Genomic DNA, 23,746 nt, shown 5'->3' with positions numbered 1-23,746 from the left:
AACTGGCGGCTCACGCCACCGTGACCGACGCGAGCGCCGAGCGCACCCGCGCCGGCAGCGATCCGCCATGGACCAGCCAGTCGTCGAGCGCGACCCGCACCGAGGCCATGGCCAACGCCCCCAGCAACCGCGGGCGTGGGTCGTCGGGCCTCGGGTCGGCGAACCGTGGGGACACCAGCTCGGCGATCGCGGCTTCGTAGCGCAGGTAGATCTGCAGCGTCCATGCGCTGAACACCGGCGATGACCGGGTCAGCGCGGCCAACTCGCGCACCTGGTCACTGATGGCCTCGAATCCGTCACCGAGGTCGTCGAACGCACCGCGTACCGCGGCGTCGGCGGCCAGGTCGGGCGGCTGGGCGGCCAGGGCGGCGGTGATCACGTCGAGCCACCGGGTGGTCATGCCCTCGGCAACTGCGTCTTCCTTGGCCGAGAAGTAGCGGAAGAAAGTGGCTCGCCCGACCTCGGCGGCTGCGGCGATCTGTTCCACCGTCGCCCCGGCGAGCCCGTGGTCGGCGACGGCGCGCGCCGCGGCCGCCGCGATCCGCGCCTTGGTCGCGCGCTGCTTGCGCACGGTGAGACTTTCGCGCGAATCACGACTCGAGACAGCGTCCATGGTGAGACTATGTCTCACAATGGACGTCGAAAGCAATGATCTGGCCGCTGCGGCGCTCGCCGGCTGGGACTTCGTCCGCCAGATGCTGGCGGACCTGACCGCGACGGTGGTCGATGATGCAGCCGACGAACGTGAACTGCTCGAAGGTCTGCGGGTGCTGGCCAAGGTGAGCGCACTGTGCACCGAACTGTCCGTGGAGGCCGACCCGCAGCGCCCGCTGTTCTTCGACATGTGCACGCCCACGCGGATGATCGGCGGACCCAATCCCGACGGTCGCTACCTGCTGGCCGCGATCCGCGGTGACCGGGCATACCGGATCAGCGGAACCCGCGGCAGCACCGCCTATCTGGGCTTCCAGGTGCTCGCCGGCACCGGTCTGACGCCGCGCCGGATGGCCGCCTATCTCGGTGACCGTGACCTGCACTGCGTCGACGGAACCTTCGAGATGCTGCTGTCCGCCGGCCAACCGGCCCCGGACGAACTCGGCGCCGCGCAGTGGGTTCCGATTCCCGACGACGCCTCCGCGGTCGTGGTGCGCGAGTACATCTCCGACCGCTGCTCGGAATCTGAGGCCAGTATGGCGATCGACTGCCTGGACGCCGAGGCGCTGCAACCGCTGTCGGATGCGGCCACGGGCGAGGCGTTCACCGCGATGGGGTGGACCATCGTCAAGCTCGCCACTCTTCACCGCACGGTGATGCCCGAGCTGCTGGCCCAACCCAACCGGCTGGTGACCGCTGAGGCCGCCGAGCTCGGTGCCGCCGACACGACGCCCGACAACCTCTACATGATCGGCTCGTTCGCGTTGGACCCCGATGAATCCTTGGTGCTGGAGTTCACTCCCCCGCAGACCCGGTTCTGGAACGTCACGCTGGAAAACGTCTGGCACGAGTGCCTCGAGCCGCGCCACCGGCACAGCTCTGTCACCAACAAGGGCGTGGCACCGGATCCGTCCGGGGTGGTCCGGATCGCGATCGGCGCCGGGGACTTCGGACACGGGCACTGGCTGGACACCGGCGGCCGGCAACGCGGTTTCGTGATCCTGCGCTGGCTGGACAACCCAGCGCCTCCGGCGGTGCGCACGTCGATCCGCCACCGTGGAGACGCATCATGATCGCGGCACGCTTCCGCCCTGACGACCTGATCGAGCAGGCCTGCCACGCCGCCGGCTGTGACGACTTCGGGGAGGACAGCTGGCGCGAGGGGCTGAACAGGCTGTGCGACGGTCTGATCAGCCAGGCCCGACTCAACGCGCTCGGGGTCGAGATCGCCTCGACCGACCTCGTACGCGCGCTGACCCACCGCCTCCAGATCATCGCGTGGCGCACGAGCCACCCCGAGGTCACCACCGCACCGGTCGAACGGCCCATCGTCATCGTGGGCCAGCCCCGCACCGGCACCACCATCCTGTTCGATCTGCTGGCCACCGACCCCGAACTACGGGCGCCGCTGACCTGGGAGGTGGACAACCCACACCCTCTCCCCGACCCGAGGGAGTACGACACCGACCCGCGCATCGCCGCGACCCAGGCCGGCATCGAGATGTCCGAGCAGATCGTGCCCGGCCTGCTGGTGCATCACCCGATGGGGGCGCGAGTCGGCCAGGAATGCGTGCGCATGACCGCCGGTCAGTTCACCAGCATGATCTTCTCGGTGCAGTACCGCCTGCCCGACTACTACCGGTGGCTACTCAACGAAGCCGACCATGGGCCGGCCTACCGGTACCACCGGATGTTCCTGCAGCACCTGCAATCCGCCGTCGGCGGTCAGTGGCTGCTGAAATCGCCGGCGCATCTGTGGCAACTCGAGGCGCTCGTCGCCGAGTATCCGGACGCTCTGATCGTGCAGACCCACCGCGACCCCCTCAACGTCATCTCCTCGATCAGCGCGCTGACCCACCATCTACGGCGGCTGGCCTCCGACGAATCCTCGATCACCGACTGCGCCGCCCAGTCCTGCGAAGAGATCGTCGTCGGGCTGGACCGGGCCATCGAGATGCGAGATTCCGGCGTGGTGCCCGACAGCCAGGTCATCGACGTGCACTTCACCGAATTCATGCGTGACCCGCTGGCCACTGTCCGGACGCTGTACACGGCGATGGGCCGAGAACTGAACTGCGCCACCGAGACCCGGATGCGTGAACACCTGGCTGCGCATCCCGGCGACCACGGCGGTACGCGCTACCGCTGGGCAGACACCGGTCTCGACGCCGGCGAGGTGCGACAGCGGGTGCGCCGATACCAGGAGCGCTACGGCGTGGCCGAGGAACCCCTCAGGTAGTGCGGGCGAACCGGTTGCGCCGCCATCCCTTTCGGGGGCCTCGCACGTCGACCGAACCGCAGACCACCTTGCCGGTGAGGATGACGTGCGGCTTCCCCTCCGCGGGGGCGTCTTTACGGTGATCGTGGGCGCGGCCGACGTTGACCTCGACATCGTCGATGGAGGCACTCGCCCCGTCGGGAAGTCGCAGTTCGAGCCCACCGAACACCAGATCCAACTCGATTACCACGATGGGGCCGGCGAACCGGGCCCGGGTCAGGTCGAGGTCGACCGAACCCATCCGGCGGTGCAGCGCCAGCCGAGTCGGCACGATCCATTCGCCCTGGCGAGTCAGCGAGCCCAGCACACCGCGCAACTCGACGCGGTCGGCCGCCGAGGTGACGATCGCCCCCGGTCCGGGCAGGTCGCCGACCAGGGCGTCCAACTCCGACCGCAGCCTGGCCCGCGCCACCATCGCCGAGCGTTCCTCGAACTCGTCGATGTCGATGAGTCCGAGGGCCACCGCGTTGTGCAGTCGGCGCAGCGTGCCGTTGCGGTCGGCGTCGGAGATCCTCATCTCGACGGCATCCGCCGACGCGCGCACCAACGACGCGTCGGCGACGCGGTGGGTTCTGCCGTGGTTGATGTCGGTCATGACCCTCCCACGGTACCGCCGTCAGGCCAGGAAATCGGGCGGGAGGGCGTCGAGCATGCCCTTGAGCATGCGCACCGCGTATTCCGAGCTGCCGCCGCCGACGATCAGCGCCGAGAACGCCATGTCCCCGCGGTATCCGGTGAACCAGGAATGCGAGCCGCCCGCGAACTCCGCTTCGCCGGTCTTGCCGCGCACGTCACCGGCACCCTGGAGATCTTCGGCGGTCCCGTTGGTCACCACCAGCCGCATCATCGGTCGCAGACTTTCCACGACCTCGGCCGGAATCTGGGCCCGGTCCCCGGTGATTTCGGTCTCCCGGCCGTCGATGAGCTTCGGCACCGGGGTGTGCCCGGCCGCTACCGTCGCCGCCGCCAGCGCCATGCCGAACGGGCTGGCCACCACCTTGCCCTGACCGAAACCGTCCTCGGTGCGCTCGGTGAGATTCACCGTGGGGGGCACCGACCCGCTGACCGTGGGAAGTCCGGCGATGCGGTAGTCGGGTCCGATGCCGTACTGCGCGGCGGCCTGGGTGAGCCCGCGCGGCGGCATCCGGCTGGCCAGCTCGGCGAACGTGGTGTTGCAGGAGCTGGCGAAGGCCCGGGACATCGGCACGGTGCCGAGGTCGAAGCCGCCGTAGTTGGGCACGCTGCGGTGGCCGATGTCCATCTGCCCGGGACATCCCAGCAGCGTGTTGGGAGTCGCCATGTCGCGTTCGATGGCCGCACCCGCGGTGACGATCTTGAACGTCGACCCCGGTGGGTAGAGGCCCATCGTGGCGATCGGACCCTCCCGGTCGGCGGCCTCGTTCTGCGCCACGGCCAGGATTTCGCCGGTAGAGGGTCGGATCACGACGATCATCGCCTGCTTACCGGTGGTGTCGACGGCGTTCTGCGCCGCCTCCTGCACCGACCGGTCCAGGCTGATGCTGACCGACGGCGCCGGGTCACCGCGCACCTCGTGCAGCACGTCGACGTCGGCGCCGTTCTGGTTGACCGTGACGACCCGCCAGCCCGGCGTCCCGTCCAGATCATCGGTCACCGTCTTCTTGATCTCGTTGATCAAGGTGGGCGCGAAGTCCTGGTCGGTGGGCACCATTTCGGGCTGCGGCGTGATCACCACCCCGGGCAGCGCGGCCAGGGCGCCCACGACCTCGTCGTGGTCGGCCTTGCGCAGCGTGATCAGGCTCAGCGGCCCCTTGATCGAACTGGACTGCTCGGCCAGACGCTGGGCATCGAGGGTGTTGTCGAACCGGCGGAGCACATCGGCGACGACGCGGGCGGTGGGCATCAGAGCGCTGCCGGCCTGCTGGGCATCCAGCGCGAAGTGGTAGCGGTATCCGGGCACCAACACGTTCGTGCCGCTGCGCTCGTGCACCGAGGCGCGCGGCGGATCGTCGGCGCGCAGAGCGAATGTCTGGTTCTCGCCCAGCCGCGGGTGGATGTCGGTGGCGCTCCATCGCACCTGCCACCGTCCGTCGTCCCGGATCATGTTCAGCCGGCCGTCGTAACTCCAGGTCCGGTCCTTGGGCAGGTGCCAGGTGTAGCGGTAGGCGATGCTCCCGGTGTCCTCGGCGTACTTGGAGCTCAGGATCTGGGCGTCCAAGCCGGTCGCCTGCAGACCCGCCCACGCCTCGTTGAGCGCGGCGCGCGCGAGTTCGGGGCGATCGGCGAACGCGCTGGCCTCGGAGGTGTCCCCCTCGGCCAGGGCGACGAAGAACCGTTCGGCGACCGGCTCGGGCCCGTCGGGACGCGGGGTGCATGCACTGAGCGCGGCCACGGTCGCGACAGCGGACACCACGGCGACGGCGCGTGTTACGGATGAGATCAGTGTGACCATTGAGACGAATGTTAAGAAATAACGATCCGGTTTCGGCGCAGGCACGCCGAGAGGCACCTCGGGTCGGAGATCGCGCACCCGCGACGGAGTTATGCGCCCGCGACTGTGGCCCGACATGCGAGCCCGCGACGGCTCTCACTCGCCCGCGCGAGCGGGCTATCCCCTCGCCCGCGGCTGGCTCTCACTCGCCCGCGCGAGCGGGCTATCCCCTCACCACGCGAGCGGGCTGTCCCCTCGCCCGCGGCCGTAGCCCCTGGCCGCGAAAGTACGGTTTCTGATGAATATCGGGCGATTTCTGTCAGAAACCGTACGCTCGCGCCCCGCCCGCGGCTACGGACCGGCGGCCACTGCCAGCGCCCGGCCCGCGGCTACGAACCGGCGGCCATGCCCGCGCTCCCGCCCGCGCGACGGGGCTATGCGCCGGCGGCCGCTGCCCGCACCACCAGCGGCGCAGCCGGAAAGTACGCCGCCATCTCCGACCGGGACGCGCGCAGCGCGGCGGTGCCGTAGCCCTGCTTGCGATGCGCCGGGTGAATCCAGATCCGGACGTCGACCTCTCCGTCGGCGAGTTCACCGAACACCATGCCGACTTTGGTCGAACCAACCTCGGCCACCAGCCAGGCGGCCTCCTCGGCGGCGAAACGCGCCATTGCGCCCCGGATTTCGTCGCCGAGGTCGCCGGCCGGGACTTGGGTACCATCGCCAGCCAGGCGGATGTCCTCGGTGCGGGCCGCGAAGATGTCGCGGTCCTCCTCCGCGGTGAACGGCCGCAACATCAGCCGCCGGGCCCGCCCTCCGGGAGGCTCAGGCGGGGTGAAAATCGCCGACTGACTGCTCAGGTCCTGCAATTCAGCGGCGATTCGGTTGCGCGCGACCTTGGTGAGCCGATCGAAGGACAACCTCAGCACAGCTTCGGCCGCTGGAGCAGAGGTGTCGAGCAGATCGGCGATGGCGTCGATCGCGGCGTCGTAGTCCTCCGAGGCGACCACGGCGTCGAGGACCTCGTGGCGACGGTCCAGCGCGCGTACGAGGGCATCGGCGATGGCTCTGCGTTCAGCGCCGGCCTCGTGCCCGTCCATGTCCTCGGTCATGGACAGCAAGCGTACGTGTCACGCAGTGCGCCAAGGTCGATCCGGCACGATCAATCCATCGACACAGTCGGCACGCGCGCGGCGTTCCGGCCGAGCTTGAACCAGCAAGTCAATTCAGCGACGTCGTTCCAGCAACGTCAACCCAGTCAGCGTCAGTCCAGCAGCACTGTCGCGAACGAGCCGACCTCGACGAATCCGATGCGTGCGTAAGTCGCCCGCGCCACGGTGTTGAAGCTGTTGACGTACAGGCTGGCGATGCGGCCACCGGCGACCACGGCCGCAGCCAGCGCGGCGGTCCCCGCGGTACCCAGGCCGCGGCCCCGCCGGTCCGGGTGCACCCAGACACCCTGGATCTGGCCCACCGCCGGTGACTGTGAACCGACCTCGGCCTTGAACACCACCTGCCCACGCTCGAAGCGTGCCCAGGCCCGCCCCGAGGCGATCAGCGACGCGACGCGGCGGCGGTAACCGCGGCCACCGTCGCCCAGGCGGGGATCGATACCGACCTCACCGATGAACATGTCGACCGCGGCGACGAGGTAGGCGTCGAGTTCCTCCATGCGCACCGGGCGCACCGCGGGGTCGATCGCGCAGACGGGCGCGGTGTTCAGCGCCATCAAGGGTTGATGGGAGCGCACGTCGCGCGCGGGGCCCCACACCTGTTCGAGTCGCTGCCACATCGGCAGCACGAGCTCCGCGCGCCCGACCAGCGACGAGCACCGGCGCGGACTGCTCATGGCCTTGTCGGCGAACGCGTTGAGATCACCCAGCGCGCCCCGCAGCGGAATCAGATTGGCGCCGGCGTAACACAGCGACTCGTTGACCCGGCGCCGCGTCCAGAGCTCTCCGCCGATGGCCGACGGCTCGATGCCGTGCTCGGCTACGCGGGAGGCGACCATGCACGCGGCTACGGGGTCGGAGTCGAGAACGTCGCGCACGGCGGTGATGTCGCGCGCCACCGACACCCTTCGCTCGTCGACGAGACGGAAAAGCGGAGGAGCCGACATCTGGACTCTTTCTGCGACAAATCCTGAGCAGCCGACCCGCACGCCCGGGGGGCCTGTGGTCTAGCTTACGGTCACAACCGGTGAACCGCTGGCATCCTCCAAACCGCGTTCTTCCGCGATTCGCAGCGCCTCTTCGATCAACGTCTCCACGATCTGCGCCTCCGGAACGGTCTTGATGACCTCACCCTTGACGAAGATCTGACCCTTGCCGTTGCCCGAGGCCACACCGAGGTCAGCTTCCCGAGCCTCGCCCGGACCGTTGACGACGCACCCCATCACCGCCACCCGCAACGGCACCTCCATGCCCTCCAGGCCGGCGGTCACCTCGTTGGCCAAGGTGTAGACGTCGACCTGGGCCCGCCCGCACGACGGGCAGGAGACGATCTCCAGGGACCGGGGCCGCAGGTTGAGCGATTCCAGGATCTGGATGCCCACCTTGACCTCTTCGGCCGGCGGCGCCGACAACGAGACCCGGATGGTGTCACCGATGCCCCGCGACAGCAGAGCGCCGAACGCGACCGCCGACTTGATCGTGCCCTGGAAGGCCGGGCCCGCCTCGGTCACGCCGAGGTGCAGCGGATAGTCGCACTGCTCGGCGAGCTGCTCGTAGGCCGCGACCATGACGACGGGGTCGTTGTGCTTGACGCTGATCTTGATGTCGCCGAAACCGTGCTCCTCGAACAGTGACGCCTCCCAGAGCGCCGACTCGACGAGCGCCTCGGGGGTGGCCTTGCCGTACTTCTCCATGAAGCGCTTGTCCAACGATCCGGCGTTGACGCCGATGCGGATCGGGATACCGGCGGACGCCGCAGCCTTCGCGACTTCCTTCACCCGGCCGTCGAATTCCTTGATGTTGCCCGGGTTGACCCGCACCGCGGCGCAACCGGCGTCGATGGCGGCGAAGATGTATTTCGGCTGGAAATGGATGTCGGCGATCACGGGGATCTGCGACTTCTTGGCAATCGTCGGAAGCGCGTCGGCGTCCTCCTGGCGCGGGCACGCCACGCGGACGATGTCGCAACCCGACGCGGTCAGCTCGGCGATCTGCTGCAGCGTGGAGTTGATGTCGTGGGTCTTGGTGGTGCACATCGACTGCACCGAGATGGGGTGCTCGCTGCCGACCCCGACATCGCGGACCATCAGCTGACGGGTGGTGCGGCGGGGGGCCAAAACAGGGGCCGGCGGTGCCGGCATGCCCAGACCTATGGAGGTCATCGTTCTCCTACTGGAAGGGTCTGATCGGGTTGACGAAGTCGGCGGTGACCGTCAACAACATGTATCCGGCCACCACGACCAGGACGACGTAGGTGGCCGGCATCAACTTCAGGTAGTTCACCGGGGCGGCGGCCACCATGCCACGCGCGGACCGGAACAGGTTGCGCAGCTTCTCGAACACCGCGATCGCGATGTGGCCGCCGTCGAACGGCAGCAGCGGGATCAGGTTCACCGCGCCCAGCACGAAATTCAGCTGCGCCAGGAAGAACCAGAACGCCACCCACAGCCCCTGGTCGACGGTGTCGCCGCCGATGATGCTGGCACCGACGACGCTGATCGGGGTTTCGGGATCGCGCTCGCCACCGCCGATGGAATCGACGAGCGCGCCGACCTTGGTGGGGATCTTGGCCAGCGCCTTGCCCAGTTCGACGGCGAGATCGCCGGTGAAGGCGAAGGTGGCGGGCACCGCGGCCAGCGGGTTGTACTGGGTGGGCCCGAAGATCGCTGCGGTCACCCCGATGGTGCCGACGTCGGTGGGTACCGGTGCGGCATCGGCCGCGTCTGCAGCCACGTAACGCTGGCTCGGGGTGACGTCGACGGTGGTGGTGAACTCCTCGGTGCGTCCGTCCTGGTCGCGCTGCACGGTGAATTCGGTGGGTCCGTTCAGCGGCCGGACCGCCTCGACCAACTCGTCGAAGTTCGCCACCGGGGTGTCACCGACCGCGACCACGACGTCACCCGCGCGGATGCCGGCCGCAGCGGCCGGGCTGGACACCAGGCAGTCCCCCAGCTCACCCTGGCTGACCTCGGACTTCACGCAGGAGGTCTCGCCCACCATGGCGGTGGTCGGCTGATTCAGGTTCGGCAGCCCCCAGATGATCGCGATGGCATAGATCAACACGAACCCGATGACGAAGTTCATCCCGGGGCCGGCGGCGAGCACGGCGACGCGCTTCCAGGTCTTCTGCCGGTACATCGCGTAGGGGCGCTCGTCAGGTGCCAGTTCCTCGACCGACGTCATGCCGGCGATGTCGCAGAAGCCGCCGAGCGGAACCGCCTTGACGCCGTACTCGGTTTCGCCGAGCTTGTTGGCCCGGCGAGTGGACCACAGGGTGGGGCCGAAACCGACGAAGTAGCGGCGCACCTTCATCCCGGTGGCGCGGGCCACCCACATGTGGCCGCATTCGTGCAGCGCCACCGACAGCAGGATGGCGAGTGCGAAGAGCACGACGCCGATCGCGAACATCATGAGGCGGCCAGTTCCCTATCTCCTTGCAGTACCTGCGTGGTCGTGCTCGACGACGCGCCGCGCCCGGTCGCGGGCCCAGTCCTGCGCGTCGAGCACCTCATCCACGGTAGCTGGTTCGGCCGCCCACTGGTCGGCACCGCGCACGACCTGCGCCACCGTGCCCACGATCGCCGGGAAAGGAATGCGCCCGTCGAGAAAGGCCTGCGCGGCCTCTTCGTTGGCCGCGTTGTAGACCGCAGGCAGGCAGCCGCCACCTCGGCCGGCCGCCCGGGCCAGCTCCACGGCGGGAAAAACGGCGTCGTCGAGCGGCTCGAAGTCCCAGCGCGCTGCGGTGCTGAAGTCGCAGGCCGGCGCTGCCGCGGCCACCCGTGACGGCCAGCCCAGCGCCAACGCGATCGGCAACTTCATGTCGGGCGGGCTGGCCTGCGCCAGCGTCGAACCGTCGGTGAACGTCACCATCGAATGCACGATGGACTGCGGATGCACAACGACCTCGATGCGGTCGTAATCGACCCCGAACAGAAGGTGCGTCTCGATCAGCTCGAGGCCCTTGTTCACCAGGGACGCGGAGTTGAGAGTGTTCATCGGCCCCATCGACCAGGTGGGATGGCTGCCGGCCTGCTGGGGTGTGACACCGTGGAGCTGGGCCGCGCTCCAGCCGCGGAACGGACCGCCGGAAGCGGTCAGGACCAGCTTGGCGACCTCGTCGGCGGCACCTCCGCGCAGGCACTGCGCCAACGCGGAATGCTCGGAATCGACGGGCACGATCTGACCCGGACGGGCCGCCTTGAGCACCAGCGGCCCGCCGGCCACCAGCGACTCCTTGTTGGCCAGCGCCAGGCGCGCTCCGGTGGCCAGCGCCGCGAGTGTCGGTTCCAGACCGAGCGCCCCCACGAGCGCGTTGAGCACCACGTCGACGCCGGGCCCGGCGGCGGTCTCCTCGATCAGCCGGGTCACCGCGCGCGGACCGCTGTACGGCACACCTCCGAGGCGCTGCGCGGCGGCCGGATCGGCCACCGCGATGTTCGTCACCCCGGTCTCGGCCCGCTGCCTGGCGAGCAGATCGGTGTTTCCACCGCCCGCGGCCAGCCCGACGACCTCGAACCGGTCCGGGTTGGCGGCGATCACGTCGAGCGCCTGGGTGCCGATCGACCCGGTGCTGCCCAGCAGCAGCACCCGGGTTCTGTCCCTCGGGGAATCACCGGTGACCGTCACGGCTTCATTGTGCCGTGTCGGCGGCGGTGGCCACTCCCCCGATCACCCGTGACCGCCGATGCGCGTCTGTGACGTGAATCTGACGTCTCGGATCACGACCCATCCAATCGGCGACCGGCGATGAATCACCCGTGTCAGCACAGTGCGGGCAGAGAGTCCGTCAATGACGACGTGAAGGGAAGAAAGTGATGATCACCGTGAACCGTAAGTCGGTTGCCGCCGTAGGCGTGGCCGCCGCCGCGATGCTCGGGGTGGCCGCCTGTTCGAGCGACAGCTCGACCGAAGCGACCGACGCGACCACCACGACGACGTCGGCTGCGGCGGAGACGACCACATCGATGGTCCCGACCACCAGCGCGATGGCCGATCCGGCAGCCAACTTGGTCGGTAGCGGCTGCGCCGCCTATGCGGAGCAGGTGCCCACCGGCCCGGGTTCGGTGACCGGGATGGCCTCCGCCCCGGTGACCGTGGCGGCGTCCAACAACCCGATGCTCACCACGCTGACCCAGGCGCTGTCGGGCCAGCTCAACCCTGATGTCAACCTCGTCGAGACGCTCGACGGTGGCGAGTTCACCGTGTTCGCGCCGACCGACGACGCCTTCGCCAAGCTCGATCCGGCGACCATCGAGACGCTCAAGACCGATTCCGATCTGCTCACCAGCATCCTGACCTACCACGTGGTGCCGGGCCAGGCCGCCCCGGATCAGGTGCCCGGCGAGCATGAGACCGTCCAGGGCGCGACGCTGAACGTGACCGGTGAAGGCGACGACCTCATGGTCAACGACGCCGGCCTGGTGTGCGGTGGCGTCAAGACCTCGAACGCCGTCGTCTACATGATCGACACTGTGCTGATGCCGCCGGCCAGCTGATCGGCCGACGAACCCCTCGGATCCCTCCGCCCGTGTCACCGGGCGGGGGGATTCGTGCTTTTGGCCGGAAAATGCGTCAAATCTGTTGCCTGTCAACCCCATCCATATTCCCACCGGCTCCGAAGACCAGGTGTACGACCATCCCCGGAAACAAGGAGATCGACATCATGAGGATCAACGGGAAGAACCTGGCCGCAACGGGATTGGCAGCTGCTGCCGCGATCGGCATGTCCCTGACGACGGCGACGACCGCCGGTGCACAACCGACAGGGCCGGGGTGCGCGGCCTATGTCGAGCAGGTTCCCGAGGGACCGGGCTCAGTGCAGGGCATGGCGCCGGCGCCGCTCACTGTCGCCGCATCGAACAATCCGCTTCTCACCACACTGACCAAAGCTGTTTCCGGCCAGCTCAACCCGGAGGTGAATCTGGTCGAGACGCTCGACGGCGGTGAGTTCACCGTGTTCGCGCCGACGGACGCGGCGTTCGCCAAGATCGACCAGGCGACCATCGACAAGCTCGCCACCGACGCTCCCCTGCTGACCAATGTCCTGACCTATCACGTGGTGCCGGGCCGCGCCGCTCCGGATCAGGTCGTCGGCACCCACACCACCGTGCAGGGCAGCGACGTCACTGTCACCGGGCACCCGAATGAGCTCATGGTCAACGACGCGTCGGTGATCTGCGGCGGCGTGCAGACCGCGAACGCGACCGTCTACCTGATCGACACGGTCCTGATGCCGCCCATGTGATCTGGGACCCAGCGGAACCCCAGCGGTGCTCACTTCCTGGGCGGGAAGTGCTCGATCCAGTGCCGGGCGATGTCGATGCGGCGCGCTACCCACACCTCGTCGTGCGACTGCACGTGGTCGAGGAACCGTTCCAGGGCCGCGGTGCGGGCGGGTCGGCCGGCCAACCGGCAATGCAGCCCGACCGACAGCATCTTCGGCGAACCTGCCTGCCCCTCGGCGTAGAGCACGTCGAACGCGTCGCGCAGGTGAGTGAAGAACTCGTCACCGCTGGGGAACCCGCCCGCGATCGCGAAGCGCATGTCGTTGGTGTCGAGCGCATACGGGACCACCAGGTGGTCGGTACCCGCGACGTGTGTCCAGTACGGCAGGTCGTCGGCATAGGAGTCCGAGTCGTAGACGAAACCACCGTGCTCGACGACCAGCCGCCGGGTCTGCGGCGAGTCTCGGCCGGTGTACCAGCCCAGCGGGGCAGCGCCGGTGAGGTCGGTCATCAGGCGCACGGCCTCGCTCAGGTGCTCCCGTTCCACATCCGGCTCGACCAGTTGGTAGCTGATCCAGCGCAGGCCGTGGCAGGCGATCTCGTCACCGCGCGCACGGAACGCTGCCAAGGCCTCGGGGTTACGGGCGAGCGCCATGGCCACCCCGAAGACGGTCAGCGGAAGCCCGCGCCGGTCGAATGCGCGCAGCACACGCCACAACCCGGCCCGCGAGCCGTACTCGTACAGTGACTCCATGCTCATGTGGCGGTTCGGGAAAGGCTGCGCGGCAATGATTTCAGAAAGAAACGTCTCCGAGGCCGGGTCACCGTGCAAGACGCTGTTCTCGGCGCCCTCTTCGTAGTTGAGCACGAACTGCACCGCGATCCTGGCGCCGCCGGGCCAATGCGGATCCGGTGGGTGCGGCCCGTACCCGATCATGTCGCGGGGATAGCGGTCGACGGGCCCGGCGGTCATGCAGGCATTGTGGCAGGCCGCGGGCGGGTCTGTCGGACGGCGAGCACCCAGGAATCCGACCATGGGTGTGCGCCGACCACGGCGGTGTCACGGTCGCTGAATCGCAGCGTGACCGCAGGTGGTGTTCCTCGAGTTCTTACGGAGTCGTCGTAGTTGGTTTCTCCGGCGGACATCGCGGGCAGCATCAGTGTCATGCCCGCTGTGTTGTGGTTTCGCCGCGATCTGCGGCTGTCCGATCATCCGGCGTTGCTGGCTGCGGCCGACAGCGCCGACGACGTGCTCGCGTGCTACGTCCTGGATCCCGCGCTGAAGGCGTCTGCCGGCCTGCGCCGTATGCAGTACCTCTACGACGCGCTGCGCGATCTGCACGACCGGCTCGACGGACGGCTGCTGGTGACGCGGGGTGACCCGAAGACTCGCATCCCGGCGCTGGCCAAGAAGGTCGGCGCCGAGACGGTGCATGTGTCCGAGGACTTCTCCCCCTACGGCCGACGGCGCGACGAGCGGGTTCAGGAGGCGTTGGGTGACGTCGAACTGGTCGCCACCGGCTCGCCGTATCTGGTGTCTCCCGGGCGGGTGACCAAGGACGACGGCACGCCCTACAAGGTCTTCACACCGTTCTATGACGCGTGGCGTAAACACGGCTGGCGCAAGCCGGCGCAGTCGACGACGTCGTCGGCGCGGTGGATCGACCCGGCCGAGGTGACCGGCAAGCCGGGGCTGTCCGACATCCCTGACGAGGGTGTCGAATTGGAGCTGCCGGCGGGCGAGACCGCGGCCAGCAAGCAATGGCGGACGTTTCTGCACGACGGACTCGACGGTTACGCCGACGACCGCAACCGCCCGGATCTCGATGCGAGCAGCCGCATGTCGGCACATCTGAAATTCGGCACGGTGCACCCCAGGACTCTGGCTGCCGACCTGGGCAGCGGTAAAGGCGCGCAGGCCTATCTCAGAGAGCTCGCGTTCCGCGACTTCTACGCGTCGGTGCTCTACGAGTGGCCGCGCAGTGTCTGGTGGAACTGGAACGAGGCCTTCGACGCGATCGAGGTCGATGAAGGCCGCGAGGCCACGAAGGCCTACGAGACGTGGAAAGAAGGCCGGACGGGTTTTCCGATCGTCGACGCCGGGATGCGGCAGTTGGCCCAGAGCGGTTTCATGCACAACCGCGTGCGGATGATCGTGGCGTCGTTTCTGGTCAAGGACCTGCACCTGCCGTGGCAATGGGGGGCGCGGTGGTTTCTCGAACAGCTGGTGGACGGCGACATGGCCAACAACCAGCACGGCTGGCAGTGGGCGGCGGGATGCGGCACCGATGCGGCGCCCTATTTCCGGGTGTTCAACCCGACGACGCAGGGTAAGAAGTTCGACCCCTCCGGGGATTACATCCGCCGCTGGGTGTCCGAACTGGCCGAGTTCGACGGTGACGTGCACGACCTCGACGGAGAGCGCCCTGCCGGCTACCCGGAGCCGATGGTGGACCACAAGCGGGAACGCGAGGAGGCCCTGCGGAGGTACGACGCAGTAAAGAAGTAGCCTGCTACTTCAGCGTCTGGCCGGCGTCCACCGGTAGGGCCACCCCGGTCAGGTAGCGACCGGCCGGCCCGCACAGATAGACCATGGCGTCGCTGATGTCGCCGGGTTTCATCATCGGCAACCGCAGCAGCGGCTGCTGAGCATCGCTGAAAGACGGATGGCGCCCGACCCACTCGGCCATCGCCTCATTGAGGACCATCGGGGTAGCCACGCCACCGGGGTGCACGGAGTTGACCCGGATGTTCTTCTCCGCCAGCGAGCGGGCGAAGTGACGCATCACCCCGATGACGCCATGCTTGGCGGCGGTGTAACCCGCCGCGCCGTGGCTCATCGTGCCGAACTCCGTGCTCACCGATGTGAAGCCCGCCGCTGAGCTGGTGATCACCACCGCACCGCCGTCGGGGTTGCTCAACAGCGCCGGCAAAGCGGCATCGATGGTGTAGTAGACGCCGTTGAGCATGACCGCGATCGCGTCGGTGAATGCGGTGAGCGATGTGCCGGCCACGCCGGCCGCGGGCAGGATTCCGGCATTGGCCAGCACGAAGTCGAGTCGGCCGAACTCGGCGAGGCCGCGCTGCACCACCGCTGCCAGCCGATCGCGGTCGCGGACGTCGCCCTGCTCGGCGACGATGCGGCGCCCGGTCTTCTCGACCAACCGCACCGTCTCCTCGAGGTCTTCCGGGGTGGCCATGGGGTAGGCGACGCTGTCGAGCTGTGCGCACAGGTCGACGGCGATGACGTCGGCGCCTTCCTCGGCGAACCGGACTGCATGCGCCCGGCCCTGCCCGCGCGCGGCTCCGGTGATGAAGACGACCCTGTCCTCGAGCAGGCCACGAGCCTGCTGGATACCCATGACCGGCGAGCCTACTGCGCGCGCGGTCTGCCGGCGGACTACTACGGCGGGGCGTAGTAGAGCTGTGTCAGAATGACCTTCACAGACATGCCGCCGACCGTGAGGAGCAGCCGTGGCAAGCACCGAGGTGGAGCGTCACACCGGCGTCGACGTCGAGGAAGTGCCGTCGGCGGAGTGGGGATGGTCGAAAGAGAACCCCCGCGTCATCCAGATCGGCGGACTGCTCGGCGCGGCTTTCCTGCTGCTCATGATGCACGGCAACCACGTGGGTCGCGTCGAGGACTGGTTCCTCGTCGGCTTCGCCGCGCTGGTGCTCGGTGTCGTGGCGCGCAGCTGGTACGTGGGCCGCAACCGCGAGACGCGGTAGTTCCGGCCCGTTTCAGGTGCCGGCCGGCCGGCCGGCAGGAGCGAGGTCGGTGCCGTCGGGGGCATACCAGAGCGCGATGCTGTGGAACTCTTCGACCGACAGGTCCGCCGGTCCTCCGCAGGCCTGGACCGCGTGAGATTTGAACGCTCGAGCGGCGGCGCTGAGGCGGTGATGTACCCGGTGGAACTTCCGGCCCGCCTCGAGTGACGGCGATTCGCCCCATACGGTGACCTCGGTGCGGGCACCGTCGAGAACCTCCAGCAGGGCGCTGCGGGTGGACGCGCACCCGGCGAGCAATCGGGCGTCGACCGCCACCGCGGTGGGGTCGTGCCCGCCCGGCAGTTCGCTGAGACTGGTTCCGGGCGCCCAGTCCACCCCGAGGATGGTCAGTGCGGTGGTGTCGACGGCGCCCGGAGTGAGGACCGTGACACGCCAGCCGGCTCGCACCCGATCGCAGAGCCAACCGCCGGCCGCCGTCACGACGGTCGCGACGTCGCCGGCGAGAACGGCGAGGTCGTAGGTGAGCAGCTTCTCCCCTGTCTTCCGCACGCCCGGCCCCTTGTGCCCGCCTGTCCGCAGGTCGTCGACGTCGAAAGTGCGTGCGGTCACCGGTTGCCTCCCAGAGAGCCAGAGCCGAGGTCGTCCTCGCGCCACCGTCGGGCGCGCATCGTTCGGCACCCAGGACAGGGTGACACTTTGAGCAAGATCTGTAAAGTACTTACGGGCATCGACCGTGGGCGTGCCGACGCTCCGGAACCGAAACGGCACTCCCGCCAGCCGTTTCCGCGAGATCGTCCGCGCGCGAGATCATCAGGTCGCGAGATCGTCAGGTCGCGAGATCGTCAGCGAGCGGGCGCAACCGGCATGGCGGCCGCCACCGGCGTGAGGTCGGCGGACAGTCCGGCCGCCGCGCGGATTTCGGCGAAGGCGTTGATCAGTGCGTCGGTCGCTTCATGGGGGTCCCCGAGGGTGCGGTCGTCGGTCAGGACCGACAGCGAGAGCTGATCGACGTAGCTCCACACCGTGATGTTCATCCCGCTCCCGGCCACGATCGGGCCGACCGAGTAGATCTCGTCGACGACGGCGCCCTCGATGAAGCCACGCTCACGCGGCCCGGGCACGTTGGAGATCGTCAGGTTCATCACCATCGCCGATTCCAGCCGACGCGCCTGGGTGCGAAAGACGCTCGGAGTCGTGGCGGGCGGCAGGTAGGTCAACCATGACGGCAGCAGCGTCGGTCCGAGCAGCCGGTGGTTCTCCTTCGCGATGGCAGTCGCGGTCGCGGTCAGCCGCACCCGCTCGAGGGGGTCGGCGATGTGCACCGGCAACGACGGTGTCATGTAGGTGAATTCGTTGCCCATCAAACGATCCGGAGAGGGGTTGTAGCTCACCGGCACCCCGGCGATCAGCGGCGAGTCCGCTGCCCCGTCATAGCGCAGCTGCAGCTCCCGCAGCGCCCCGGCGGCCGTGGCCAGCACGATGTCGTTGAGGGTGACGCCGAGGTGTTTGGCCGTCTGCTTGACGTCGTCGAGCGCGAGCGGCGCGGTCGCGAACCGCCGCCCCGGGGAAACGACGTGGTTGAGGAAGGTCTGCGGGGGCGCGAAATTGCGTGCCAGGTCAGGTTGCACACCGCGCTCTCGGGCCCGCCTACGCACGCGCGCTATGCCCGCGACCGTCTCGCCGACCAGCCCCGGTAACCGGGCCAACTGGTGCAGGTGATCACGGCCGGCCGCGCGGAGCAGGTTGGCCGCCGATCGGGAGTCGGGCGGCGCGTCGCCGAGCTCACCGCCGACCTCGGGCTGTTCCGACTGGATGGCCATCGCCATCTGGTTGGCCGAGGCCATCCCGTCGGCCAGGACGTGATGCACCTTGTGGATGACGGCGATGCGGTTGTCCGCGAGCCCCTCCGCGACATACATGACCCACAGCGGATGGTCACGGTCCAGCGGGGTGCCGGCGATGTCACCGATCAGCTCATCGAGTTCGCGGCGTCCACCCGGAGCACGGACGTGAGCGCGGCGGACGTGATAGTCCAGATCGATCTCGGCGTTCTGCACCCACATCGGGTGGTGGAACTTCAGGGGGATGTCGACCAGTTGGCAGCGCAGTGGCGCGAGCGCGTGGAGGCGGGGTGCCGCCAGCCTGCGGAACATGTCGAAGTCGTAGCCGGGCAGCGCCGACACATCGAGCACACCGATCTTGAGGGTGTGCATGTGAACTTCCGGCGTCTCGCCGTAGAGCATCATCGCGTCCACACCGTTGAGCCGCTTCACCCATCCCCCGTTCGTCGTGCCGATGCCGCCTCCGGGTACCCATTGCACCGTGTTTCGCTTCCCGGATGTGTCGTTCCCGCCGATCTGTCACCGCGTGTCCGCGCATTGGACAGCGTTCCGCACCCAGAGCCCCGGCGGGCGTCGTGACATCCGCTACCGCTTTTGTAAACTGGCGACATGTTCGCCGCGGATCGGTCATTGAGGCGCCGGCAATGACCCATCGGACGAAACGCCGTGGCCCGGGACGTATCCGGTGAGTCTCACCGCGGGAACCGGACCCCTGGGCCAGGACCGGGCGGGCGCCTTCAGCCCCACCGTCGAGGGCAACCTCGTCTACGTCGAGCCACACCCCCGCCGGATCCAGGCCGTGCTCGGAGACCGCACCCTGATCGACACCGAGGGTGCATTGATGGTGCACCGGCGCGGCCAGCCGCTGAGTTATGCGTTCGCCGCCGAGGACGTCAGCGAGCTGCCCACCACCCCGGTCCTCGAGGCACCCGGCTTCGTGTCGGTGCCGTGGACCGCGGTGGACGCCTGGTTCGAGGAGGGCCGCCGGTTGGTGCACTACCCACCCAACCCCTACCACCGCGTCGATTGCCGACCGACCCGCCGACGGCTGCGCGTGAAGATCCTGGGGGTCACCGTGGTCGACACCGCAGACACCACGATCGTGTTCGAGACATCGCTGGCACCCCGGCTGTACGTCAGCGTCGAGGCGGTGCGCGCCGAGGTCCTCCGGCGCTCGGACACCGCGACATACTGCAACTACAAGGGGTGGGCGACCTATTGGAGCGCGGTGGTCGGTGATGTGGTCGTCCCCGACGTGGCGTGGAGCTACGAGGATCCCCTGCCCGAGAGCTCGCCGATCGCATCGATGGTGAGCTTCGACCCCGATCGCGCCGCCGTGCAGGCCGAACTGCCGCACGGGCGTGACCGATATCACATGCCTCGGTGACCTCGCACCCTACGGTTGCGTCACCGTAGGTCTGCGCAGGTTACGGTTGCGTACGTCTTTGCTGGACCGCCACACTCCGGGCTATGACACATGCGTCGAGCCACTACATCGCCAATGTGCGGGACATCGAGTTCAACCTCTTCGAGGTGTTGTCGCTGGGCGACGTCCTGGCCGATGGCGGTTACGGGGACCTGGACACCGACACCGCGCGCACCATGCTCGACGAGGTGGCCCGCCTCGCACAGGGCCCGATCGCCGCGTCGTTCGCCGACGCCGACCGCCATCCGCCGGTCTTCGACCCCAGCACCCACGCGATCTCGGTGTCCGACGAGATCGCGCGCACGGTGGCCGCGGTCAAGGAGTCCGACTGGTGGCGGGTCGGCATCGCCGAGGAGATCGGCGGGCTTCCGGCGCCCGCAGCGTTGGCCTGGGCCATCAACGAGATGCTGCTGTGCGCCAATCCGTCCGTCGGCTTCTTCTACGCCCTCGGCCCCGCGATGGCGCACGCCCTTGCCGCCGAGGGCAACGAGCAGCAGCGCCGTTGGGCGGCCGAAGGCCTGGAGCGGGGCTGGGCAGCCACCATGGTGCTGACCGAGCCGGACGCCGGCTCCGATGTCGGGGCGGGACGCGCCAAGGCCATCGCACAACCCGACGGAACGTGGCACATCGAGGGCGTCAAGCGTTTCATCTCGGGTGGCGACGTCGGGGACACCGCCGAGAACATCTTCCATCTGGTGCTGGCACGACCCGAGGGCGCCGGGCCGGGCACGAAGGGGTTGAGCCTGTTCTACGTACCCAAGTTCCTCTTCGATCCGCAGACCCTCGAGATCGGTGAGCGCAACGGGGTGTACGCGACGGGCCTGGAGCACAAGATGGGCCTCAAGGCTTCGCCGACGTGTGAGCTCAGCTTCGGCGTACACGACAGGCCCGCGGTCGGTTACCTGGTCGGCGACGTGCACCGCGGGATAGCGCAGATGTTCACCGTCATCGAGCATGCCCGCATGACGATCGGGGTCAAGGCCGCCGGCACGCTGTCCACCGGATACCTCAACGCGCTGGCGTACGCCAAGGAGCGGGTGCAAGGCGCCGACCTGACCCAGATGACCGACAAGACCGCGCCCAGGGTGCCGATCATCCGACATCCCGACGTCCGCCGCTCGCTGATGACCCAGAAGTCGTATGCCGAGGGACTGCGAGCGTTGTACATGTACGCTGCTGCCCACCAGAACAGCGATGTGGCGCAGCATGTTTCAGGCGCTGATGCGGACATGGCCCACCGGGTCGACGACTTGCTGCTGCCCATCGTCAAAGGGGTGGGCTCCGAACGGGCCTACGAGATGCTGACCGAATCGCTGCAGACGCTGGGCGGGTCTGGTTTCCTGCAGGACTACCCGATCGAGCAGTACATCCGCGATGCCAAGATCGATTCGCTCTACGAGGGCACCACCGCGATCCAGTCGATGGACTTCTTCTTCCGCAAGGTGGCCCGCGACCGCGGCGAGGCGCTGGCCCACGTCGCCGCCCAGATCGCCCACACGGTCCAGGCATGCGACGGGCGCCTCAAGCCGCAGGCTGCCCTGCTGGCGACCGCGCTGCAGGATGTTCAGGCGATGATCGGCACCGTCACCGGTTACCTGCTGGGCGCCTCGGAGCAGCCGGGTGAGATCTACAAGGTCGGATTGGTCTCCGTGCGGCTGCTTCTGGCTGTCGGCGACCTGGTGATCGGCTGGCGGCTGCTCGAGCAGGCGCGCGTCGCACACAGCGCGCTCGAGGCCGACCCCGGCCGCGCCGACGCAGCGTTCTACGAGGGCAAGATCGCCACTGCGGCGTTCTTCACCGCGAACATGCTGCCGCCGCTGACCGCGCTGCGCACCATCGTCGACACGGTCGACACCGAGCTGATGGACCTGCCCGAGGCCGCATTCTGATCGTGGGGTGAACTCGCGGGCAGAATCACTTCATCGGTCGGCTGCCATGCCGTAGGTTCGGCTGGTGTCGACGCTGACGAATCGCCAGATCCTGTTGCGCCGCCGTCCCCGGGGGCTGGTCGAGCCCGGGGACACCGAGCTGGTGACCACGGCGGCACCTCGTCCGGCCCACGGTGAGGCATTGGTGCGCACCACCTACGTCGGGATCGACGCCGCCGCCCGGACGTGGCTGGATGACCAGCCCGGCTACCTGCCGCCGGTCGGGCTCGGCGAGGTCATCCGCGCTGCCGGTATCGGCGAAGTCATCGAAACACGTTGTGACGCATACGCTGTCGGCGACATCGTGACGACACTGACCGGCTTCCAGGAGTACGCGATCGTGCGTGACGACCTGTTCACGACGCCCGTGCCCGGACCGGGCGATCAGGTCGACCAGCGTGCGGTGATGTCGATCTACGGACCGACCGGCGCCACCGCGTACTTCGGTATGACAGGCATCGGACGCCCCGTGGCCGGGGAGACGGTCGTGGTCTCCGCGGCGGCCGGCGCCACCGGCTCGGTGGCCGGTCAGATCGCCAAGATCGCCGGAGCGCGGGTGGTGGGGATCGCCGGCGGTGCGCACAAGTGCCGCGCGGTGGTGCAGGATTTCGGGTTCGACGCGTGCATCGACTACCGCGAGGACGACCTGCCCTCGGCACTGAAGACGCACTGCCCCAAGGGGGTCGACGTCTACTTCGACAACGTGGGCGGCCCCATTCTCGACGCCGTGCTCGGGCGCCTGGCCCCCAAGGCCCGAGTCGTGTTGTGTGGGGTGATCTCCAGTTATCTGACCGGTGAGCACCCGGGACCAGCCAACTACGTCAACCTGCTCGCCAAGACGGCCTTGATGCAGGGGTTCAACGCACTCGACGAGTGGGGCCGTTTCGACGAGGCCTTCGCTGCGCTGCGCGGGTGGGAGGAACAGGGGCTACTGGTGCACCGCGAGCACATCTTCGAGGGCATCGGATCCTGCGTCGACGCGCTCAACGGCTTGTTCACCGGTGTGAACATCGGCAAGACACTGGTCCGGCTCTCCGGTTCGTGAGCGGGAGGGCAGCGCTCACCGGCGCGCGATGACGTCGGCGCCGAACTGGTCGATGGCCTCCAGGGCGTGCGCCAGGCTGTCTCCGGGCACACCGACCTGGACCCACGTCACGCCCAGGTCGGTGAGCTGGGTGAGCCCTTCGACGTACGCGTCGGCGTCGAAATCGTCGGCACCGGGGGTGCCGCCGGCATGGTTGGTGAACGCGACGTCGACCGTCGACGGGTCGCGGCCCGCCTCGTCCAGCCGGCGTCGTAGGTCGCCGATGCCGGCGGAGAGGTCGGCCAGTGACTCCAGCGCAGCGGTGCGCGCGGTCTGCGCCAGCATCGCGGGCGCCCGGAACGGGCACCAACCCTGTCCGTGCGCGACCACCCTGGTCCGCGCGGCCGCGGTGTTGCCGCCGATCCAGATCGGCGGGTGCGGGACACTCACCGGCCGGGGGTGGGCGGTGATCCCCTTCGCGGTGAAATGCTCGCCGCCGATGGTGACGTCGTCGGAGGTCCAGATGTCACGGATCACCTGAAGGGATTCCTCGAACAGCGCGGCCCGGTCGTCGAAATCGACCCCCAGGGCCGCGAACTCCCGCTTGAGGTAGCCGACGCCGACGGCGAGGGTGAATCGACCGCCGGACACCAGGTCCAGCGTCGCACCGGCCTTGGCCACGAGGAACGGGTTGCGGTACGGCAGCACGACGATGTTGGGGATCAGGCGCAGCGTGGTGGTGTGTGCGGCCGCGAAACCCATCGCGACGAAGGGGTCGAGCGCGTCGTGCCCGCCGGACTCGAGCCACCGCTGGCTGGGAGCGGGGTGATCGGTGAAGCCGAACCCGTCGAACCCGGCCGTCTCGGCGGCCGCGGCGACCTCGGCGATTCCCGCCCCGGTCACCAACTCCGGGTTGTACGGGTGGCTGTGCATCGGGTGGGTGATGGCGAATTTCACAGCCAGGCCTCCTCGCCGGTCATGTGTGGGCACTCCGTACTCGCTGGGTAACTTCCTTCTCCAAGCGTGAGAATGTCGTTACCATGCACGCAGTGCGATGTAC

General features: G+C 68.4%; 22 protein-coding genes. 9 read left to right on the top strand and 13 right to left on the bottom strand.

Annotated features, from left to right (window positions below):
* Nucleotides 1-10 precede the first annotated feature (10 nt).
* Nucleotides 11-613, bottom strand: coding sequence for a TetR family transcriptional regulator (locus tag J3476_RS16945; protein ID WP_207067557.1), 603 nt, complete (start codon nucleotides 611-613; stop codon nucleotides 11-13).
* A 19-nt stretch (nucleotides 614-632) separates the two neighbouring features.
* Here J3476_RS16945 and J3476_RS16940 point away from each other — a divergent pair, with 19 nt between their 5' ends.
* On the top strand, nucleotides 633-1,727 hold the full coding sequence (locus J3476_RS16940; RefSeq protein ID WP_286183242.1) for a DUF1214 domain-containing protein: 1,095 nt from the start codon (nucleotides 633-635) through the stop codon (nucleotides 1,725-1,727).
* Nucleotides 1,724-2,893, top strand: a complete 1,170-nt coding sequence (locus J3476_RS16935; RefSeq protein ID WP_373889080.1) for a sulfotransferase — start codon at nucleotides 1,724-1,726, stop codon at nucleotides 2,891-2,893. Before J3476_RS16940 ends, J3476_RS16935 begins: the two co-directional genes overlap by 4 nt.
* Here the strand turns inward: J3476_RS16935 and J3476_RS16930 are convergent.
* The 7 genes from J3476_RS16930 to dxr form a co-directional block, all read right to left on the bottom strand.
* Nucleotides 2,886-3,527 (bottom strand): DUF1707 domain-containing protein, encoded by a 642-nt coding sequence (locus J3476_RS16930; protein ID WP_373889079.1) that lies wholly within the window; start codon nucleotides 3,525-3,527, stop codon nucleotides 2,886-2,888. The two genes, J3476_RS16935 and J3476_RS16930, sit on opposite strands and share 8 nt — an antisense overlap.
* Before the next feature lie 21 nt (nucleotides 3,528-3,548).
* On the bottom strand, nucleotides 3,549-5,363 hold the full coding sequence (locus tag J3476_RS16925; protein WP_207067556.1) for a penicillin-binding transpeptidase domain-containing protein: 1,815 nt from the start codon (nucleotides 5,361-5,363) through the stop codon (nucleotides 3,549-3,551).
* Between the two features lie 413 nt (nucleotides 5,364-5,776).
* A complete protein-coding gene (locus tag J3476_RS16920; protein ID WP_373889078.1) occupies nucleotides 5,777-6,454 on the bottom strand; it encodes a GNAT family N-acetyltransferase in 678 nt (225 codons plus the stop codon).
* A gap of 152 nt (nucleotides 6,455-6,606) precedes the next feature.
* Nucleotides 6,607-7,461 carry a GNAT family N-acetyltransferase gene (locus J3476_RS16915; RefSeq protein WP_207067555.1) on the bottom strand — a complete coding sequence of 285 codons (855 nt, stop codon included), beginning with the start codon at nucleotides 7,459-7,461 and terminating at the stop codon, nucleotides 6,607-6,609.
* Nucleotides 7,462-7,521: 60 nt separating this feature from the next.
* On the bottom strand, nucleotides 7,522-8,676 hold the full coding sequence (ispG, locus tag J3476_RS16910; protein WP_152516688.1) for a flavodoxin-dependent (E)-4-hydroxy-3-methylbut-2-enyl-diphosphate synthase: 1,155 nt from the start codon (nucleotides 8,674-8,676) through the stop codon (nucleotides 7,522-7,524).
* Nucleotides 8,677-8,683: 7 nt separating this feature from the next.
* The gene (locus tag J3476_RS16905; protein ID WP_207067554.1) at nucleotides 8,684-9,925 is read right to left on the bottom strand and encodes an RIP metalloprotease; all 1,242 of its coding nucleotides are present in this window, start codon (nucleotides 9,923-9,925) and stop codon (nucleotides 8,684-8,686) included.
* Between the two features lie 15 nt (nucleotides 9,926-9,940).
* Nucleotides 9,941-11,140 carry a 1-deoxy-D-xylulose-5-phosphate reductoisomerase gene (gene dxr, locus J3476_RS16900; protein WP_207067553.1) on the bottom strand — a complete coding sequence of 400 codons (1,200 nt, stop codon included), beginning with the start codon at nucleotides 11,138-11,140 and terminating at the stop codon, nucleotides 9,941-9,943.
* 188 nt (nucleotides 11,141-11,328) lie between these two features.
* Here dxr and J3476_RS16895 point away from each other — a divergent pair, with 188 nt between their 5' ends.
* A complete protein-coding gene (locus tag J3476_RS16895; RefSeq protein ID WP_207067552.1) occupies nucleotides 11,329-12,009 on the top strand; it encodes a fasciclin domain-containing protein in 681 nt (226 codons plus the stop codon).
* Between the two features lie 167 nt (nucleotides 12,010-12,176).
* Nucleotides 12,177-12,758 (top strand): fasciclin domain-containing protein, encoded by a 582-nt coding sequence (locus J3476_RS16890; protein ID WP_207067551.1) that lies wholly within the window; start codon nucleotides 12,177-12,179, stop codon nucleotides 12,756-12,758.
* Nucleotides 12,759-12,787: 29 nt separating this feature from the next.
* Here the strand turns inward: J3476_RS16890 and puuE are convergent, their stop codons facing one another.
* Nucleotides 12,788-13,711, bottom strand: coding sequence for an allantoinase PuuE (gene puuE, locus J3476_RS16885; RefSeq protein WP_207067550.1), 924 nt, complete (start codon nucleotides 13,709-13,711; stop codon nucleotides 12,788-12,790).
* A 192-nt stretch (nucleotides 13,712-13,903) separates the two neighbouring features.
* Between puuE and J3476_RS16880 the strand changes: the two genes are divergently transcribed.
* Nucleotides 13,904-15,247 (top strand): deoxyribodipyrimidine photo-lyase, encoded by a 1,344-nt coding sequence (locus J3476_RS16880; protein WP_207067549.1) that lies wholly within the window; start codon nucleotides 13,904-13,906, stop codon nucleotides 15,245-15,247.
* 4 nt (nucleotides 15,248-15,251) lie between these two features.
* Here the strand turns inward: J3476_RS16880 and J3476_RS16875 are convergent, their stop codons facing one another.
* On the bottom strand, nucleotides 15,252-16,100 hold the full coding sequence (locus tag J3476_RS16875; protein ID WP_207067548.1) for a mycofactocin-coupled SDR family oxidoreductase: 849 nt from the start codon (nucleotides 16,098-16,100) through the stop codon (nucleotides 15,252-15,254).
* Between the two features lie 112 nt (nucleotides 16,101-16,212).
* On the opposite strand from J3476_RS16875, the gene J3476_RS16870 reads away from it, so the two are divergent.
* Nucleotides 16,213-16,467 (top strand): DUF2631 domain-containing protein, encoded by a 255-nt coding sequence (locus J3476_RS16870; protein WP_207067547.1) that lies wholly within the window; start codon nucleotides 16,213-16,215, stop codon nucleotides 16,465-16,467.
* A gap of 12 nt (nucleotides 16,468-16,479) precedes the next feature.
* Here J3476_RS16870 and J3476_RS16865 read toward each other — a convergent pair whose 3' ends face one another.
* The gene (locus J3476_RS16865; RefSeq protein ID WP_207067546.1) at nucleotides 16,480-17,076 is read right to left on the bottom strand and encodes a hypothetical protein; all 597 of its coding nucleotides are present in this window, start codon (nucleotides 17,074-17,076) and stop codon (nucleotides 16,480-16,482) included.
* 233 nt (nucleotides 17,077-17,309) lie between these two features.
* Nucleotides 17,310-18,740 (bottom strand): wax ester/triacylglycerol synthase family O-acyltransferase, encoded by a 1,431-nt coding sequence (locus tag J3476_RS16860; protein ID WP_207067572.1) that lies wholly within the window; start codon nucleotides 18,738-18,740, stop codon nucleotides 17,310-17,312.
* Nucleotides 18,741-18,993: 253 nt separating this feature from the next.
* Here J3476_RS16860 and J3476_RS16855 point away from each other — a divergent pair, with 253 nt between their 5' ends.
* From J3476_RS16855 to J3476_RS16845, 3 genes are all read left to right on the top strand, one after another.
* Nucleotides 18,994-19,695, top strand: coding sequence for a DUF427 domain-containing protein (locus J3476_RS16855; RefSeq protein ID WP_207067545.1), 702 nt, complete (start codon nucleotides 18,994-18,996; stop codon nucleotides 19,693-19,695).
* A gap of 83 nt (nucleotides 19,696-19,778) precedes the next feature.
* Nucleotides 19,779-21,623: an acyl-CoA dehydrogenase gene (locus tag J3476_RS16850; RefSeq protein ID WP_207067544.1), complete on the top strand. Its 1,845-nt coding sequence runs from the start codon at nucleotides 19,779-19,781 to the stop codon at nucleotides 21,621-21,623.
* A gap of 64 nt (nucleotides 21,624-21,687) precedes the next feature.
* Nucleotides 21,688-22,707 (top strand): NADP-dependent oxidoreductase, encoded by a 1,020-nt coding sequence (locus tag J3476_RS16845; RefSeq protein ID WP_207067543.1) that lies wholly within the window; start codon nucleotides 21,688-21,690, stop codon nucleotides 22,705-22,707.
* Nucleotides 22,708-22,722: 15 nt separating this feature from the next.
* Here J3476_RS16845 and J3476_RS16840 read toward each other — a convergent pair whose 3' ends face one another.
* Complete coding sequence (locus J3476_RS16840) at nucleotides 22,723-23,643, bottom strand: LLM class F420-dependent oxidoreductase (protein WP_207067542.1); 921 nt, start codon at nucleotides 23,641-23,643, stop codon at nucleotides 22,723-22,725.
* Nucleotides 23,644-23,746 lie beyond the last annotated feature (103 nt).

Origin of the sequence: Mycobacterium sp. PO1 (genome assembly GCF_017312405.1) — a bacterium.
GTDB lineage: Bacteria > Actinomycetota > Actinomycetes > Mycobacteriales > Mycobacteriaceae > Mycobacterium.
The sequence above is the reverse complement of the archived record's forward strand: the minus strand, read 5'-3'. Positions and strand labels throughout refer to the sequence as shown.